The following is a 15,302-nucleotide window of genomic DNA, read 5'->3' as shown; positions in this document are numbered from 1 at the left end:
AATGCGGTCGAGCGGCGGCCCGGCCCCGCTCGCCGCCGCCTTCAGCGGCACCGTGCGGGCAGCGCGGCAGCGCATCGCTCGATGCTGCGCGCGATGCGATCCGCATGCGCGAGACCGGGGTCGAGTCCGGGGTCATAGATGGTGAAGTCGATCCCCGCCACGCGCCCCGACGCAACGAGCGGGCCGAGCAGCGCGTCGAGCCCGTCGAAGTCCAGCCCCGGCGAACCGGGGGAATCGACGGCCGGCAGTTGCGACTGATCGAGTACGTCGAGATCCACGTGCAGCCACGCCTGCCCGAGCGCCCGCGCACCGAGCCAGTCGACCAGCTCGGCCGCGACGGCGGCGGGCCCGCGCGCCAGCAGCTGCTGGATCGTGATACGCGAGATCGCCGTGCGGGCGATGTCGCCATACGTGGCTTCGAAGTCGCCGGATTCGGATTCACGCTCGCCCACCTGGCATGCGTCGAGATCGCCGACGAGCGGGCCGTCGAGCGCCGGCCAGTCGGTCAGCAACGGCTCCCCTCGCCCGGTCGACAGCGCGAGATCCATCCCCGCCACGGAACCGAGCCGCTTCGAGGTGTCGTAATTGCCGGGGTGGAAGAAGTCGCTGTGCCCGTCGACATGCACGAGCCCGTTGCCACCCGCGCGACGGTTCCCCAGCAGGCACCCGAGGAGGACGCTGCAATCGCCACCGAGCACGATCGGAAAGGCCTGCCGCCTGCGCGCGTCGGCGACGCGCGCGGCAAGGTCGAGCGAGAACGCGCGGATCGCCGTGCCGTTGCGGATACGGGTTCCGGGCTGCGGCGCAAAGGCATAGGCGGGATGCGCAAGCCGCGACACACTCGCGCCGACGCGCGCGGCGAGGCCGGTCGCCAGCAGCACGTCCGGGGCGCGCCAGGTCTCCGGCTCGAGACCGGCCGTGTTCGGCCGCAGGCCGAGGCTGCTGGGCGCGGCGATGAGCTCTATCGGCCGGGCACCGCCGGGTTGCAAAGGGTCGGCCCGCAGGCCGGGTGATGCCGTCGACGTCGCCATGCGCTCTCCTCGCACAAGCACCGGTTACTGGATATGCTAACCTTTGAAACAACGATCAAAGGTTAGCATCGATTCAGCCCATGTCCCGCATTTCACCGGTTTTGGAAGCGCACGTGTTCGAGGCCCGCGATTTCGTCGGCGGCCATCCCGTCCTCGATTTCATCAACACGGTGACCGGCCGCGATCAGACCCCGCGCGACTGGCTGCCGGATTACGGCGCGTGGCTCGCGTGGCTCGCGCGATCGTCGGTGTGCTCCGCGCCCGACGTGGAACAGCTCGCGGCTCGCGCAGCCGAGGCGCCTGACACCGCCGAGCGCGCACTGCGCGACGCGAAGCGCCTGCGTGAAGCGTTGTTCGGCATCGTCGGTGCGCGCTCGCACGGCGCACCGGTGGCCGCGGCGGATCTGGAAACGCTGGAGCGGGCATGGAAGCGCGCGATGAACGGCCGGCGGCTGATCGCAACAGCCGGGCGTATCGGATTCGACGATCCCGCTGATCCGGCAGACCTGCACCTGCCCGTCCACCGGCTCGCGCTCGATGCGGTGAAGCTGCTTGAAGCATCGCCCGACGGACGGCTACGGATGTGTGCGGGTTCGAATTGCGCGTGGCTGTTCATCGACCGCTCGAAGACGGGGCGTCGCAAGTGGTGCGACATGGCGACTTGCGGCAATGTGGCGAAGGCGCGGCGGCACTATCGCGCGGTGCGGCGCGCGCCGGACGGATCGGCGAGCCACGACACGCCCGACTAACGGCGGACGGCCGTTGCCAAACACCGAAAACGCCCGCATCCTGCCGGCTACGCGAATCCGGCGGTCCCACTCACACGACGACCTGTTCCTCGCCACCGTCCATCAGAATCTGAAGCGCTTGCCATGACGTCTCCCGATCCGAACCTGCGACAGATCATCGTCCTCGTCCCCTACTCGCTGCTGTGCCTGCCTGCGAGCATCACCGTCGCGGGCTACGCCGCGCTCGTGAAGACGCGCGACATTTCGCACTTCGAGGGCGGCGCCGGCTACGCATGGCTCTGGCTCACGATCGTGCTGACGCTGGTGTTCTATCCGGCAGGAATCGGGATTGGCGTGCTGCTGCGGAAAAGGCTCGCGATTCTGGTGGCCATCATGGTGGCGTTCGCCGCATTGTCGGTGCCGACGTTCAAGGCCGCCTACGGGTTGCTGAGCTAACTCGCGCGAAGAACAGGAGCCTTGCCGCCGTCGCGGGCAGGCCCTGAAACAAAACAGGCCCGATCGTGCGATCGGGCCTGTCTGACGTCAGCGGGAACGCAAGGCAGGCGCGACGAGGCTTCGTCGCGCGGCGCCTCCGCTGCCAACCCGCGCCAACCGGGACGGGACAGCGCGCCCCGCACCCCACGCGTTATGCCACTGCGCCGTCGGCTTTGGGCGATGCACCACCGACCGAGTGAACGGTGACGGGTGCGGGGGCCGGTGAATATGCCGATGTGTGTGCCGGTGCCGGTGCCGGTGCGTGCGCCGGTGTCGATGCGTGCGCCGGTGCCGGTGCCGGTGCGTGTGCCGATGCGTGCGCCGGTGCCGACACATCCGTCGGGACACCCGGCACGAGCCCTTGCAGCGAGCCGCCGGACAATCCGATTTCACCGAGCAGCGAATCGATCAACGGCGCATGTGCGCGATAGGACAGCGCCGCGGACATCGCCTGCTCGGCCAGATTGCCGCCGTTCGCGGCAGGCGCGACGCCATCCGCGGCAGCACCGCCACGGTTGAGCCCGTCGACCTGGATGATCTTGATGCCGTCGATCGCCTTCATCGGCTCGACCGTCTGCTGGATCACGGCCGGCAGTGCCTGCAGCAACGCCAGCTTGAACTTGAGGCTCGTCTGGTCCGACGACAGCGCATTGATCGCGTCGTTCAGCGCACGCTGCGCTTCCGCCTCGGCGAGCCCCTTCTTGCGCGCCGCCTCGGCCAGTTCGACCATCGCGGCCGCCTGCATCTGGGCCGCATCGCGTTCCGCGCGTGCCTGCGTCGTGATGTGAACGGCCTGCGTCTCCGCCTCCTGCGCCGCCTCGATCAGCGCGACCTGCTTGGCCCGGTCGGCTTCCGCGGTGCGGCGCGTCGTCTCGACCTGCTGCTCGGCCCGCACCGCACCCGCGAGCGACTCGCTCGCGCGCGCCTGCGCCAGGGACTGCGCCTCGGACTTCTCCGCGATCACGATGGCCTTTTCCTGCTGCGCGATTTCGGTCACCTTCGCCTGCTCGATCGCCGCCATCTGCGTGACGCGCGCCTGCTCGATCTCCTTCACGCGCACTTCGCGCTCCGCTTCCACCTTGCGGGTGCGCAGCGCCTGCTCGCGCTGGATCTCCGACTCCTGAATCTGCCGCTCGGCGCCGATCCGGCTCTGCTCGGCTTCCTGATGACGCTCGGCCTCGAACGTGGCGATCCGCGCGTTCTGCTCGGCCGTGCGCGTCTTGACCTGTTGCTCCTGCTCGAGCTTCATGAACGATTCCTGCTGATCGATCTCGAGCTTACGGGACAGCGCGTCGCGGTTCTTCTCGCGCACCGCCACCTCGGTATCCTGCTCGACCTCGTTACGCTCCTTGCGGCGCCGTTCGGTTTCCTGCGTGAGCTTGGTCAGGCCTTCGGCGTCGAACGCGTTGTTCGGATCGAAGTATTCCTTCGACGTCTGGTTGAAGTTGGTCAGCGACACGCTTTCCAGCTCCAGCCCGTTCTTCGTCAGATCTTCCGCGACCGTGTTCTGCACGCCCTGCACGAATTTCTCGCGGGCGTCCTGCAGGTCCTGCATCGTCATCTGCGCGGCGGTCGAGCGCAGCGCATCGACGAACTTGTCGTCGACGAGCGCGCGCAGGTTTTCCGGCGCCAGCGTGCGCTGACCGAGCGTCTGCGCGGCGGTCGACACGCCCTCTTCGGTCGGCGCGACCCGCACGAAGAACGCCACGACCACGTCGACCCGCATCCGGTCCTTCGTGATCAGGCTGTCGCGCGTCGCGCGGCTCACTTCGAGCTTCAGCGTGTTCATGTTGATCGGGATCACTTCATGAAACACCGGCAGCACGACCGCGCCGCCGCTCATGATCACCTTCTGCCCGCCGAGCCCGGTGCGGACGAAGGCGCGTTCCGCCGACGCCCGCACGTAAAGACGCGCGAAGATCATGCCGATCACGCAGATACCCACCACCACTGCCAATGCGACAGCGCCCCAGAATGAGAGTGCATTCATCATGATGTTTGTTCGACTCCTGTGTACGGATGGTGACAGCAAGGTGCGCCAGTCCACGCCGCTCTCAAAGGCAGTGGGCTGGTAAAACGGGATTCAGAGCAATTCGGGCCTGGGATTCTCGATGGCGTGGTAACGCGAACCCGAAATGCGCGACACGAGCAGGACCGTCGTGCCTTTCGCGAATGTGCGACCGGCCTCGTCCGGTTCGACGCGGACGTAGTGCTGCTGGCCGTGCTCGTCGACGAGCCGCGCTTCGGCCGGATTGCCGAGCGACGCTTCGCCGGTGACGATCCGTGCTGTGCGGCCGATGAAATCGGCTTCGGATACCGCCGTGGTCTCGGTCTGCGGGAGAAAGCGCGCGAAGAACTTGCCGGTGTGCCGCACGAACGGCAATGCCGCAAGCACGGCCAACACGACGGCCAGCCCGGTGGGCATCGTGACGCCCGCGACGGCCTGCATCGACGTCTGCAACGCGAGCCCGACCACCGAGAAACCGAGCAGGAAGAGGATCAGCAGGATCAGCAGCGGCACCCGGCCCACGTGCAGCCAGCCGAGAAACTGGCCGACGAAGCCGGCGTCGGGCCCGCCATCCGCATGATCGAGACCGAAGTGCAGGACCAGCAGGTTGCCCGCATGCTCGGTCAGGCTGAGCCCCATCAGCATCGACAGGCACTCCAGCACGCCGATCACGATCATCAGCCCGATCGCGGCGACGAACGGCGCATTGCCCGGCAGCATCAGTGAAGAAGTCATTGTTGTTTTGCTCTCAGGTTCGGGGGCGAATCATCAAGACATGTCGTCCGCCAGCTTGCCAGATTGCGACTTCAAGCGGGCGACGCGCTCCTCGATTCGCTGTTCCTTGTGCAGGGTTTCCAGACGATGCAACAGCGAGGGATCGGCCGACGATGAACCGGTGCCCAACCCGACCGCCCCGGTCGCGCCGGCCATCGTCCGGTTGAACCCCTGCTCGAGCTGCTCGGCCCTCGGGTCGACGCCCGCGCCCGCCGGCCCTTCCGTTCGGCGCTCGCCGTCGCCGGGCGCGCGTGCGGCGATCAGTTCGCGAAGCCCCGCTTCCATCTCCGCGCGTTTCGCGCGCAGCCCGAGCAGGTCCGCCTCGGCGGCCTGCGCGCGCTCGCTCGCGTCGTGAAGCGACTGCTGGAGCACGCCGAGTTGATCCTCGAGCTCGATCTGACGCTCCGCGCCGGCACGCACGGCCGCATCGTCGTTGCGGGCCAGCGCGGTGCCCAGCAGGTCGTTCAGTCGTTCGATCTCGTTGTTGATGCGCGCGATCGCCTTGGCCGCCTGGTACCGCGCCGCTTCATGCCGGCCCAGCGCCACCCGCGACTGCGCGATCACATCGTCGAATTCGCGCAGGTACTGCTCGAGGATCGCTTGCGGCATGCGGTTTTCCAGCGAACCGATCAACGCATGCACGTTCGCGGTCATCAACCGTTTGACTCGGATACCGAAATGTTCTGTCGTCACGACTTGTCACTCCTTCTGGGATTCAAGCGGGCCGGCCGCCTGACGCCGGGTTCGCGGGCAGCTCACGAATGGGCCTGAGCCGGTTGAATGAGGCTCGCCAGCTCCTTGACCTCGTGCACGTACGGATCGAGCACGTCAGGATGATAGGCGGGCGGGTTGCCGGTCACGGCCAGGCGCAGCAGGCCGAGCAGCACGCGCATGCTCTTCGCGGTCAGCCGCGCCTCGAGTTCGCCAGCCGCCTCGCCGATCGGTTTGCCCGGCGGCGCCGCCGTCACGAGGCTGGCCATGAGTTCGGGGAGTTGCGCGGCGAGCAGCGTCACGATTTCCGAGCGGTGATGCGTCGCGTGTTCGTACGCGTCGATCGCGTCGAGCACCGGCCGCACCTGCTCCCTGAACAGCGCGGCGCAGCGCACGAAGTCATGCGCGCCCTTGACGCGGCGGCGCGCGTCGGCGATCAGCGCGCGGATCTTGTCGCTCGGACTCGTCGCGTCGGGCAATTGCAGCTCGACCAGCCACGCGAGGTCGTCTTCCGGAATTCGTACCGATACGGTTTGCATGACATCCATCCTTTCGAATCGATGACTCAAAGCATAGTGCGCTCGTATGCAAATGTATACGTTTGTATTTCGAGATAGATGCGCGGCTTCCGGTGCGCCAAAAACAAAAAGGGCTCGACCTTGCGATCGAGCCCTTCGAATCCCGTTGGTGGAGCGGAGGAGGATCGAACTCCCGCGATCATGTCTCTTTGCTTGGGAACGCCCTGTGACTGGACGTGTCGAGCAGAACGCCCCACATCTCCCATCCGCTTCACTCGGAGGAGAAGCGCGGGTCAAACGATGCGGTTCTACGACATTCCGGGGAATTGGTATGCGTCATCACACCCAGATCAGGAAAGACCGGAGGTGGCGACTGATGAAATGAGCACCGCGCCGCACGAGGTTTTATGACCATCGAACGACGCGGGTGCGCCCTCCACATCGAAACCGGCTTCGCCATCGATGATCACGACCTCGCCATGCAGCGGGCACGTGCAGCGATCGCCCTGACGGGCGACCGCTCGCCCCATGACTTCACTGTTCGAGGCGCCGGTCTCTACACGGCCGCCATGGCTATGCACGTCCCCTACCCGAATAATGCCGCGCATGGATGCTCCTCAGTACGAGTAACCCTGGATGCCGTAGTTCGTGTCGTGTCGACGCCCCCACCACGGTAGATACGCATTGTTTTCGCCGCGTGCGCGGAACCAGTCGGCGTTCGAATTGATCGGCGTGAGCTTCGACGGCGGCAGCACGACGACTGCAGTCGGGTGGCCGGCATCCGTTGTACCAGCAACCAGTGCGTTGCCGCCGAAATGGTTGATCCGACCGATCGCGAGCGCGATGTCCGTCAGCGCCGTACCCGCACCCATGTCGCCAAGCAGCGCCGACGTATTGAAGACTTGCTTCGTGTAGTCGAATTCCGGCAGAGTTTCCGTGAGCGTCTGCGACAGCGAGGCAAGACGTGACGATGCGGCGTCACTGCCCTTGCCTGCGTCGTGCACGACGAACTGGATGCTTGCAGGCTCGACGTTTGCGTTTTGAGCTGCCTGCGTGATCGTCGCCTTCCATGCCTGGACCGCACGCGTGGTGCCGGCCTTCGCCTCGTAGTCACTCACCTTGCCGGTCGCCGCCTTGCCGATCCATGCGAGTGGCTCACGGTCGGTCTTCAGATCCGGGCCCGCGAGGAACAGCACGGTAAGGTTCTCGTTCATCTGCTCGTCTTTGGGCGGAAAACTCGGCGCGTCCCAGTTCATCACCCATACGCTCTCCTGCGGATGCTTCTGCAGATAGTCGAGCGCGGCGTTCAGTGACGTGAAGCCGGCATTTGCGCCGCCGACGTGGATCTGAATGTCCGGTGGCGTGTCCTTGCTCCATAGGTCGGTAAACTCCTTGTTTCCGATAGCAAACGCCGTGGTCATTTCCTTACGTAGGTATGCGCGTGCTTCTTGCGGCGACAGTCGCGGGGGGATCGCGAATTCAATTCGGATACCAGCCAACTCCCGCCAGTGTCGCTTGTCGGATGGCTGGACCGTATAGAAATAGTGGCCATTCATCGCGTACTTGTCATGAAACAGAACGAGGAGTTTGGAGACGTATTTTTCATAGAATCCGTCGAAACTTTCATCCCCATCGTTACCATCGGCAACAATCGCAACAGGTTTAACGGATGTAAAACTCTTTGGATCCGTTCTGACCATATCGTCGTTCTTATTCGGCTTGACAAGCCCCATGGTCCACAGCAACTGCCATTCCGTCGGATAGTCGCGACGCTGCAAAGGATTGAGCCACTCCAACCCTACGACTTGTGCGAGAAATGGTTTCTCCTGGACCGGCATCGAGGGAGTCGGTGCCGAAGTGGGCTGTGCAGCCTCCGCGCTCGACGATGACCATGCTGTAGCGAATGCAAATACAGCAATCCCCGCCAAGGCCGGCAATCCTATCCATCGTGTCATTTCCTCTCCCATGCTTCGCGTCTGCGCGTCATGACCAAACGTCTCTATTGCCACGACACCCATCACAAGTAAAACCGCAGCAAATGCCAGCGCAACCCGTAGTGACCGGGAGGTAAGCAGCGATCTCATACTCCCCCCCGATACCGAGCAATGCGCCACCCTGACGCGTGTCATCTATCGTGTCGGGAAGTGTTGCTTCCCCATCGTTAGCTCCCCAATGAACAAGCGATTTCTCATTCATCGTGCCAAATTTAAAGTATTCCGAAAAAGCCTTATTCGGATTGTCCTTTTCCAGATCTTCGCCGAACCGCCAGTCCGCCTCGACCCGAAACTTGTTCAACTGTTTTGACGAAATTCGACAGATACCAATCGCGACATCATATGCCAACGCCTTCTCCGCGTGCATCGGATTGATCGTGATCGTCGAATGGTTCGTAGGGTTATTCACTTTCGCATCAAGAACGCGCACGATCTGCTTGTTTCGCCATTTCTGATAGCCATGGTCTGATCCACAAGGCAATGGCCATCATGATTAAGGATCAGACGTCTGGATGGCTTGGCAGCAAAACGCTGTCGTACGAAAAGGCGCGCGACTACGGCGTTAGGAGCGTTCGCGATACCTTTCTAGAATCCAATTGCAGTAGGAAGTGCCTGAAGACCCAGTTGGACTCGTACTATCGTAGTAAATGTAACCAAGACCTGCCCGCGGTCTCGGGAAGTTCGGGTGGTGCGAGCCAGGACGATAGCGCAACGGATACCGATAAATGAACTCTGAAGGAAGCGGCATGATTACGGACCGGGAGTACAAGAACAGTCTGTACGGCTACTACATCACTGACTGTGTCGTCCGGAACAAAGACTACTTTCATTTCGCGGTACGAAATGAAGCGGAAGGAGAGGACGCTAGCCCCCTGTCCGAAGAGAAGGTATCGAAGAAAGTTGTCGGCTTCTATCTCGATGAGCCACTCGACAAGCGGATGGGCTCACGTGGCCTCACTGGGTTCGGTATGCTTCATGTCGGTGCCGCCAAACTGGCATCTGGGAAAGACCAAGTCGTTGCGGTCGACGACGGTGGGCAAGTATACGCAAGCGGGGGCGGACGGTCCGAAGTCGAGGCCGCTATTCCAGTCAGCAAGCAAGGGCCTCGGCGTGGTGGAATTCGACGCATCCGCATGATCGAGGGCAGGCTATACGCAGTCGGGGGATACAACACAGCATGCTTTCGAGCCAGCGTCGGTGACTGGACGTCTTTATGCCTCAATCTGCCCATCCCCGATCCTGACAACGTCGACGCCGTCGAAGATGGCAGCTTCGCGGACATCGACGGGTTTTCACACGACGATCTCTATGCTGTGGGCGGACGCGGCAATGCATGGCGCTTCACCGGGTCGAAATGGAAGCGCGTACCGTTGCCGACCAACATGCTGCTGACGTCCGTCTGCTGCACGCCGGATGGGAATGTATATATTGGAGCGCAGTCGGGAACGCTCTTCAAAGGTCGCGAAGACACTTGGGTCATGATTCACCGTGGCGATATGACGTTGCCGTTCAAGGACATCGTTTGGCACGCAGACAAGCTCTGGTGCACGTCCGATTACGGTGTGTGGAGCATCGTCGACGACAAGGTCGTCGAAGTCGAACTGCCAGCCGAAATCAAGGTATGTGCCGGCAATCTATCGGCCGCGAATGGAATGATGCTGATGGCTGGTGTGCATGGCGCGGCGTATCACGACGGAAATGAATGGCGGCTGATCTTCAATCGCTTCGAGATGGATGAACGGGTCAGTCGATAATGACGGTTCCTACGGTTGCGGGATCTCCTATCATACGACCACTGCTGATGTGGCATGCACAGGATGCTGCGTTCTACTGGAGCCAGAGCGATCGCAGTTTATGTTCGCCGACAGTGTCGATCAAGAAACTGGCATCGTTTCATAGTCTGCTTGAGGCAAACCTCGATGGACTACGTGTGGCGGGCGACGCCGGAATGCTGATGGCGCGCAGAGAACTCGATCGCTGGAAATCCCAAGGCGACGCGTTCGTACACGGGGTGCTCTCGTTCGAGAAATACGCGGACAGCCAATTTGAACCGGTATGGGATTTGCTCGATGAGCATGCCGAGTCGACAGTTTACGGGTTCCGACCACTACGTTAGGCCGCTTTGCTATCACAAGCGTTCAGTTGCGCCTCTCGCTTGCAATCTCCGTGACACCTGCGGCATCAACTGGGCGCGCCAGACGCGACAAAGCCGGCGCAAGGCCGGCTTTGTGGCTTGGGAAGCATAAGATTGCACTTTGTCAGGGAAGCATATCTTTGCACTTAGGGCAAAAATATCCGTCCTGTCTCAAAACGATCGAGCGCTTCGAATCCCGTTGGTGGAGCGGAGGAGGATCGAACTCCCGACCTTCGCATTGCGAACGCGACGCTCTCCCAGCTGAGCTACCGCCCCAACAGTCAATCATCATACACACGCATTTCTGCGCTTGGCAATAGGGGTTAAGTCACCCCTGAAGTGTTACTTTGACGGCGCGCCAGCCAGCACCCATTCGACCACCGAACGCACGTCGGCGTCGCTCATGCGCGGATGCGCGGGCATCGGAATGGCGCCCCAGACGCCGGAGCCGCCCTCCTTCACCTTCTTCGACAGCTTTGCCACGGCCTGCGGATCGGCCTTGTAGCGGGCGGCGACATCCTTGAACGACGGGCCGACGAGCTTGCGGTCGACCGCGTGGCAGCCCATGCACGCGTTGCCGCGCGCCACCTTCAGGCCGTCGCCGACATCCGCGTGCGCGACCGCACCGAACGTACCCGCCAGCAGCGCCACGGCCGCGGCGCCCTGCACCATCCATTGTTTCATCTGCGTCATCTGCCTGCTCTTCATTGCGACGGTGCCTTCGGGTTGCCCGGGTGCACGCTCGACGAATTCGAAATCGGCGCGGGTGACTGCAGCGGCGTGGACTGTACCGACGCGTCGGGCACGGCGCCGACCGTCGCGCTATCCGCCGGTGCGGCGGCAGCCTGCGCGCCGGATGCGCCGCTCGCGGGCGATGCGTCCTGCAGCGCCTGCGCGTCCTGCGGCTTCACGTACTGGAACACCTTCACGACCTTCTCGACGCCCGGCACCTGGCTGGCGGCTTCCGCGCCGCGATTGCCCTCGTCGACCGTCACGAGCCCCATCAGGTACAGGTTGCCGCGTTCGCTGACGACCTTGTAGTAGTTCGCCGAGATGCCCTTCGTCGCGATCAGCTCGGATTTCACGCGCCCTTCGAGGTACGAGTCGTTCGCGCGCGACGACAGCGACGACGCCGGCTCGACCGACAGCTCGTTGACGATGCCGTTCACGTTGTTGATGCCGCGCACGATCTCCTCGGCGCGCTGCTTCGATGCATCGTTCGGCACTTCGCCCGTCAGCAGCACGCGGCGGTTGTACACCGTCACGTTCACGTGCGACTGGTCGGGCAGCCCGTTGTTGATCTGCGTAAGCGACTTGACCTGGATCTCGCGATCTTCCGTCTGCGCGCCGAGCGTACGGCGATCGGTCGCGATCAGCGCACCGCCGCCGGCCGCTGCGCCCACGACCCCGAGCACACACCCCTGCAGCGACACGGCGAGGCCCGCCGTCAGCGCAGCAAGCAGCGTGGTTCTGACGAGCGTCTGTTTGACGCGGCTTTGATTCATCGACGGCTCTCCTTCGTTCAATCCTCACCCAGCAGCATCGCGTCGATGCCGTCGCACAGGCAGTGGATGGTCAGCAGATGGACTTCGTGGATGCGCGCCGCGCGAACGGCGGGCACGCTGATCGGAATATCGGTATCGGACAGCGCGGCGGCGACCGCATGGCCATCGCCGCCCGTCAGCGCGACGACGGTCATCTCGCGCTCGTGCGCTTCGTCGATCGCCGCCAGCACGCGCGGCGATGCGCCGCTCGGATCGAGCACCAGCAGGATGTCACCGGTCTGGCCGAGCACGCGCACCTGCTGGGCGAACAACTGCTCGGCGGACACCGCACCCGCGAGGCCGCCCTGCGACGCGTCGGTTGCCAGCGCGATCGCGGGCAGGCCCGGGCGCTCGCGCTCGAAGCCGCCGACGAGCGACACCGCGAGGTAGTGCGCGGCGGCGGCCGACAGGCCGTCACCGCAGGCGACGATCTTGTTGCCGTTCGCCAGCGCGGCGAACATCGCGTCGACCGCGGCTGCGATCGGCAGCGACAGTGCGTCGGCCGCTTCGGCGAGAAGCGCGACGCTGTCGTGGAAATGTTGCTGAATACGTTCGACTGACATCGATTCCTGGTGAACTGGGCGCGTGGCACGCATCGCGCGACATCGTGGGTGCGGCGAGTTTACCGTACTCCGGCACCCTCTCCGGGGGTCCGGCAAGAACTCTTTACATCTCGTCACAGCTCGCGGCTACGCATCGTCGGCACGAAATGCGTCGCGCAGCCACGCGAGCCGGCCGGCCTCGAACGCGACGACGTCGAAGCGGCACGCGGCACCGGCGCCGTGCCGCGCCCAGAACTGGAGCGCGGCCGCAACCAGGCGCCGCTGCTTGCGCCAGCCGACGCTCGCAGCCGCGCCGCCATGCCGGACGCTGCGCCGCGCGCGCACCTCGACGAACACGAGCATGCCATCGGGTTCGCGCATCACGAGATCGAGCTCGCCGCCGCGCATCGTCACGTTCGCCGCGACGAACGCGAGGCCGCGGCGCTCGAGAAACTGCCGCGCGCGCTGCTCGAACGCCGCGCCGACCGGTTTGGATCGCGCCGCGCCGGAAAAGTTGTCGCCCGCGCGCGGCAAACCGTGCCCGTTGCCCGGCCGGGCCGGCGCCGCGTGGCACAATGCCGTCCTTGTTCCGCTTGCGCCGCGATTGCGCGCATTGCCTGCCATGACTGCCCTCCTCGAACTCGCGCAAACGCAGCACTACCCGGACGCCGCGCTCTACGTCGTCGCCACGCCGATCGGCAACACCGCCGACATCACGTTGCGCGCGCTGCACGTGCTCGGCCTCGCCGACCGCATCGCGGCCGAAGACACCCGCAACACGGGCCAGCTGCTCGCCCGCTACGGGATCTCGAAACCGCTCATCGCCGTGCACGAGCACAACGAACGCGAAGCCGCCCAGCGCGTGATCGAACTGCTGCGCGGCGGCGAGCGCGTGGCCTACGTATCGGACGCCGGCACGCCCGGCATCTCGGACCCCGGCGCGCGGCTCGTCGACGCGGTGCGCGCCGCCGGCTTCGCGGTGATCCCGCTGCCGGGCGCGAGCGCGGCCGTGACCGCGCTGAGCGTGGCCGGCGACTGGGCCGGCGCGTTCACGTTCGCGGGCTTCCTGCCGCCGAAGGCAAAGCAACGCGCGACCGCGCTGCAGGCGCTGGTGTCGCACCCGTATGCACTGGTGTTCTACGAGGCACCGCACCGGATCGCCGAAACCGTCGCCGCGCTCGCCGATGCGTTCGGCCCCGCGCGCCGGCTGCTGATCGCGCGCGAGCTCACCAAGCTACACGAGCAGTTGTTCCAGGGCACCCTGGCCGAAGGACAGACCTGGCTCGCCGGCGATGCGAACCGGCAGCGCGGCGAATTCGTGCTGGTCGTCGAAGGCGCACCGGAGACGAACGGCGAAGCCGACGACACCGCGCACGACGCGCTGCTCAAGCTGTTGCTGGAAGAGGTGCCGGTGAAGAGCGCGGCCAAGCTCGCGGCCGCGCTGACGGGCGCGTCGCGCAACACGCTGTACGCGCGAGCGCTCGCACTGAAGGATGAAGGCTGACGCGCGAGCCGGCCGGCACCGGGAAACCGGCGCCGGCGTCGCGCGGTGCAGGAAAGACAAAGGGCTGCCCGAGGGCAGCCCTTTTGCATGAGCGGTCGACCGCTGCGTGTTACTTCGCCGAGATCGATGCGAACATTTCGTCGCGTGCCTCGCGCGCTTCCTGCGGCGACAGCCCTTCGATCTTCACGCGGCCCGTGCCGGCGTGCACGAGGCCGATCAGCTTCGCGGCCGCATACGACAGGTCGAGCACGCGGCCGCGCTTGTACGGCCCGCGATCGTTGACCTTCACGACGACCCACTTGCCGGTCGACGCGTTCGTCACCTTGATGTACGACGACAGCGGCAGCGTGCGGTGCGCGGCGGTGAGCGCGTTCATGTTGAAGCGCTCGCCGTTCGCGGTGCGGCGGCCGTGGAAATCCCGCCCGTACCACGATGCGCGGCCCGTCTGGCGGAAATCGGACACATCCTTGCCGTCGATCGGCTCGGCGTCCGCCAGCGACGACTTCTTCGCGTCCTTGCTGTCGGCAGCCGGCATCGACGCCAGCGCGGAATCAAAATTCAGCTGCTTGTCGCTATCCGCTTTCGCGGCGGCGGCCGTCTTGTCGACGGCGTTCTTCTGGTTCGCGCTACCGGTGGTCTGGCTGGGTGGCACCGCACAGCCCGTCAGCGCAAAAAACAATGCAATGGTTCCGAATCGACTCGGAAAACGTAAATTCATCGACGTGTCGCCTTCTGGTTCGGGCCGCTCCCTTACAACGCTGCTTCACAACGCAGACACGCGGCCCGGACGGCAAATGCGTGCACGCCCCGCTCGGATGCGAGCAGGCGGCTAGCATGGGCGCGGCTTTCGTCTATGCCGCAACCGTCCTGATTAGTTTTCACGTCTGGCGCAACCTGTCCCCAACAGCCTGACCAGACCCCACATGCCGCCATCGAACATGGCTTCACGTTCGCGCGCGTCGAAACGACCGACTCACAGGAACGGCGGCACAGGCCTCATCCGGCGGCGCGGCAGCAGGGCCGCAGGCGGGCGCGCAGCACCCGGCCGGACAAGACGTGAGCACCGAAATCTCGGTGCTGGATACACCGCCGGACTCCCCGGCGGCTGATGCTTGACGGTGCTTCCGACGCCCTTTTTTAACGGGGCCGAAACACCAGCGAATTGCGTGAAATTCACGTGCAATGGGGCGCATTATACATAAACCAAAAGGTCAACCCGAAAAGCACCCCCTGCGGACCATTGATTCTCACTATGGCCGTAACAATCGACATGCTCCGGGAATGCCCGGAGGCGTCCGCCGCGACGCGCGTCGCGCGAC

Annotated in this window: 18 protein-coding genes and 1 tRNA gene; 5 read left to right on the top strand and 14 right to left on the bottom strand. The window is 64.6% G+C overall.

What is annotated here, in order from left to right; genetic code table 11:
* Nucleotides 1–41: 41 nt before the first annotated feature.
* Nucleotides 42–1,031, bottom strand: coding sequence for an arginase family protein (locus ACN8ZM_RS01220; RefSeq protein ID WP_420210433.1), 990 nt, complete (start codon nt 1,029–1,031; stop codon nt 42–44).
* Between the two features lie 80 nt (nt 1,032–1,111).
* Here ACN8ZM_RS01220 and ACN8ZM_RS01215 point away from each other — a divergent pair, with 80 nt between their 5' ends.
* Both ACN8ZM_RS01215 and ACN8ZM_RS01210 read left to right on the top strand, forming a co-directional pair.
* Complete coding sequence (locus ACN8ZM_RS01215; RefSeq protein ID WP_420210432.1) at nt 1,112–1,780, top strand: CGNR zinc finger domain-containing protein; 669 nt, start codon at nt 1,112–1,114, stop codon at nt 1,778–1,780.
* A gap of 123 nt (nt 1,781–1,903) precedes the next feature.
* Nucleotides 1,904–2,215 (top strand): hypothetical protein, encoded by a 312-nt coding sequence (locus tag ACN8ZM_RS01210; RefSeq protein WP_043185114.1) that lies wholly within the window; start codon nt 1,904–1,906, stop codon nt 2,213–2,215.
* A gap of 190 nt (nt 2,216–2,405) precedes the next feature.
* On the opposite strand, the gene ACN8ZM_RS01205 is transcribed toward ACN8ZM_RS01210, so the two are convergent.
* The 7 genes from ACN8ZM_RS01205 to ACN8ZM_RS01175 all read right to left on the bottom strand — a co-directional run bounded on the left by ACN8ZM_RS01205 (nt 2,406) and on the right by ACN8ZM_RS01175 (nt 8,689).
* Nucleotides 2,406–4,247 (bottom strand): flotillin family protein, encoded by a 1,842-nt coding sequence (locus ACN8ZM_RS01205; RefSeq protein WP_420210431.1) that lies wholly within the window; start codon nt 4,245–4,247, stop codon nt 2,406–2,408.
* 90 nt (nt 4,248–4,337) lie between these two features.
* Entirely contained in the window at nt 4,338–4,997 is a 660-nt protein-coding gene (locus ACN8ZM_RS01200) for an OB-fold-containig protein (protein WP_175024236.1), read from the bottom strand.
* 33 nt (nt 4,998–5,030) lie between these two features.
* The gene (locus ACN8ZM_RS01195; protein ID WP_230624410.1) at nt 5,031–5,690 is read right to left on the bottom strand and encodes a PspA/IM30 family protein; all 660 of its coding nucleotides are present in this window, start codon (nt 5,688–5,690) and stop codon (nt 5,031–5,033) included.
* 101 nt (nt 5,691–5,791) lie between these two features.
* Nucleotides 5,792–6,286, bottom strand: a complete 495-nt coding sequence (locus tag ACN8ZM_RS01190) for a hypothetical protein (RefSeq protein WP_043185241.1) — start codon at nt 6,284–6,286, stop codon at nt 5,792–5,794.
* A 329-nt stretch (nt 6,287–6,615) separates the two neighbouring features.
* A complete protein-coding gene (locus tag ACN8ZM_RS01185) occupies nt 6,616–6,873 on the bottom strand; it encodes a PAAR domain-containing protein (RefSeq protein ID WP_080741671.1) in 258 nt (85 codons plus the stop codon).
* 9 nt (nt 6,874–6,882) lie between these two features.
* Complete coding sequence (locus ACN8ZM_RS01180; protein ID WP_420210430.1) at nt 6,883–8,349, bottom strand: virulence factor; 1,467 nt, start codon at nt 8,347–8,349, stop codon at nt 6,883–6,885.
* Complete coding sequence (locus tag ACN8ZM_RS01175; protein ID WP_420210429.1) at nt 8,249–8,689, bottom strand: hypothetical protein; 441 nt, start codon at nt 8,687–8,689, stop codon at nt 8,249–8,251. The genes ACN8ZM_RS01180 and ACN8ZM_RS01175 overlap by 101 nt, the downstream gene beginning before the upstream one ends.
* 295 nt (nt 8,690–8,984) lie before the next feature.
* Between ACN8ZM_RS01175 and ACN8ZM_RS01170 the strand changes: the two genes are divergently transcribed.
* Nucleotides 8,985–10,013 (top strand): hypothetical protein, encoded by a 1,029-nt coding sequence (locus tag ACN8ZM_RS01170; protein WP_420210428.1) that lies wholly within the window; start codon nt 8,985–8,987, stop codon nt 10,011–10,013.
* Between the two features lie 47 nt (nt 10,014–10,060).
* Nucleotides 10,061–10,375: a hypothetical protein gene (locus ACN8ZM_RS01165; RefSeq protein WP_420210427.1), complete on the top strand. Its 315-nt coding sequence runs from the start codon at nt 10,061–10,063 to the stop codon at nt 10,373–10,375.
* Nucleotides 10,376–10,593: 218 nt separating this feature from the next.
* Here the strand turns inward: ACN8ZM_RS01165 and ACN8ZM_RS01160 are convergent.
* The 5 genes from ACN8ZM_RS01160 to ACN8ZM_RS01140 form a co-directional block, all read right to left on the bottom strand.
* A tRNA-Ala gene (locus ACN8ZM_RS01160) sits at nt 10,594–10,669 on the bottom strand.
* Between the two features lie 66 nt (nt 10,670–10,735).
* Nucleotides 10,736–11,101, bottom strand: coding sequence for a c-type cytochrome (locus ACN8ZM_RS01155; protein WP_174962390.1), 366 nt, complete (start codon nt 11,099–11,101; stop codon nt 10,736–10,738).
* The gene (locus ACN8ZM_RS01150; RefSeq protein ID WP_043185104.1) at nt 11,098–11,898 is read right to left on the bottom strand and encodes a BON domain-containing protein; all 801 of its coding nucleotides are present in this window, start codon (nt 11,896–11,898) and stop codon (nt 11,098–11,100) included. Before ACN8ZM_RS01150 ends, ACN8ZM_RS01155 begins: the two co-directional genes overlap by 4 nt.
* A 17-nt stretch (nt 11,899–11,915) precedes the next feature.
* Nucleotides 11,916–12,500 (bottom strand): SIS domain-containing protein, encoded by a 585-nt coding sequence (locus ACN8ZM_RS01145; protein WP_043185102.1) that lies wholly within the window; start codon nt 12,498–12,500, stop codon nt 11,916–11,918.
* A gap of 126 nt (nt 12,501–12,626) precedes the next feature.
* On the bottom strand, nt 12,627–13,055 hold the full coding sequence (locus ACN8ZM_RS01140) for a YraN family protein (RefSeq protein ID WP_205823085.1): 429 nt from the start codon (nt 13,053–13,055) through the stop codon (nt 12,627–12,629).
* A 46-nt stretch (nt 13,056–13,101) separates the two neighbouring features.
* Between ACN8ZM_RS01140 and rsmI the strand changes: the two genes are divergently transcribed.
* Nucleotides 13,102–13,983: a 16S rRNA (cytidine(1402)-2'-O)-methyltransferase gene (gene rsmI, locus ACN8ZM_RS01135; protein ID WP_043185098.1), complete on the top strand. Its 882-nt coding sequence runs from the start codon at nt 13,102–13,104 to the stop codon at nt 13,981–13,983.
* Nucleotides 13,984–14,092: 109 nt separating this feature from the next.
* On the opposite strand, the gene ACN8ZM_RS01130 is transcribed toward rsmI, so the two are convergent.
* Entirely contained in the window at nt 14,093–14,701 is a 609-nt protein-coding gene (locus ACN8ZM_RS01130) for a septal ring lytic transglycosylase RlpA family protein (protein WP_041492997.1), read from the bottom strand.
* Nucleotides 14,702–15,302: the final 601 nt, after the last annotated feature.

It is taken from the genome of Burkholderia aenigmatica, assembly GCF_048627025.1.
In the GTDB taxonomy this organism is placed as follows: Bacteria; Pseudomonadota; Gammaproteobacteria; order Burkholderiales; family Burkholderiaceae; genus Burkholderia; species Burkholderia aenigmatica.
The sequence above is the reverse complement of the archived record's forward strand: the minus strand, read 5'-3'. Positions and strand labels throughout refer to the sequence as shown.

Bases quoted from the DNA above. Each gene is read 5' to 3' on its own strand.
- ACN8ZM_RS01155 (WP_174962390.1), bottom strand. From the start codon at position 11,101: ATGAAGAGCAGGCAGATGACGCAGATGAAACAATGGATGGTGCAGGGC.
- ACN8ZM_RS01215 (WP_420210432.1), top strand. From the start codon at position 1,112: ATGTCCCGCATTTCACCGGTTTTGGAAGCGCACGTGTTCGAGGCCCGC.
- ACN8ZM_RS01180 (WP_420210430.1), bottom strand. From the start codon at position 8,349: ATGAGATCGCTGCTTACCTCCCGGTCACTACGGGTTGCGCTGGCATTT.
- ACN8ZM_RS01220 (WP_420210433.1), bottom strand. From the start codon at position 1,031: ATGGCGACGTCGACGGCATCACCCGGCCTGCGGGCCGACCCTTTGCAA.
- ACN8ZM_RS01185 (WP_080741671.1), bottom strand. From the start codon at position 6,873: ATGCGCGGCATTATTCGGGTAGGGGACGTGCATAGCCATGGCGGCCGT.
- ACN8ZM_RS01190 (WP_043185241.1), bottom strand. From the start codon at position 6,286: ATGCAAACCGTATCGGTACGAATTCCGGAAGACGACCTCGCGTGGCTG.
- ACN8ZM_RS01200 (WP_175024236.1), bottom strand. From the start codon at position 4,997: ATGACTTCTTCACTGATGCTGCCGGGCAATGCGCCGTTCGTCGCCGCG.
- ACN8ZM_RS01170 (WP_420210428.1), top strand. From the start codon at position 8,985: ATGAACTCTGAAGGAAGCGGCATGATTACGGACCGGGAGTACAAGAAC.
- ACN8ZM_RS01130 (WP_041492997.1), bottom strand. From the start codon at position 14,701: ATGAATTTACGTTTTCCGAGTCGATTCGGAACCATTGCATTGTTTTTT.
- ACN8ZM_RS01210 (WP_043185114.1), top strand. From the start codon at position 1,904: ATGACGTCTCCCGATCCGAACCTGCGACAGATCATCGTCCTCGTCCCC.
- ACN8ZM_RS01150 (WP_043185104.1), bottom strand. From the start codon at position 11,898: ATGAATCAAAGCCGCGTCAAACAGACGCTCGTCAGAACCACGCTGCTT.
- ACN8ZM_RS01205 (WP_420210431.1), bottom strand. From the start codon at position 4,247: ATGATGAATGCACTCTCATTCTGGGGCGCTGTCGCATTGGCAGTGGTG.
- ACN8ZM_RS01195 (WP_230624410.1), bottom strand. From the start codon at position 5,690: ATGACCGCGAACGTGCATGCGTTGATCGGTTCGCTGGAAAACCGCATG.
- rsmI (WP_043185098.1), top strand. From the start codon at position 13,102: ATGACTGCCCTCCTCGAACTCGCGCAAACGCAGCACTACCCGGACGCC.
- ACN8ZM_RS01165 (WP_420210427.1), top strand. From the start codon at position 10,061: ATGTGGCATGCACAGGATGCTGCGTTCTACTGGAGCCAGAGCGATCGC.
- ACN8ZM_RS01145 (WP_043185102.1), bottom strand. From the start codon at position 12,500: ATGTCAGTCGAACGTATTCAGCAACATTTCCACGACAGCGTCGCGCTT.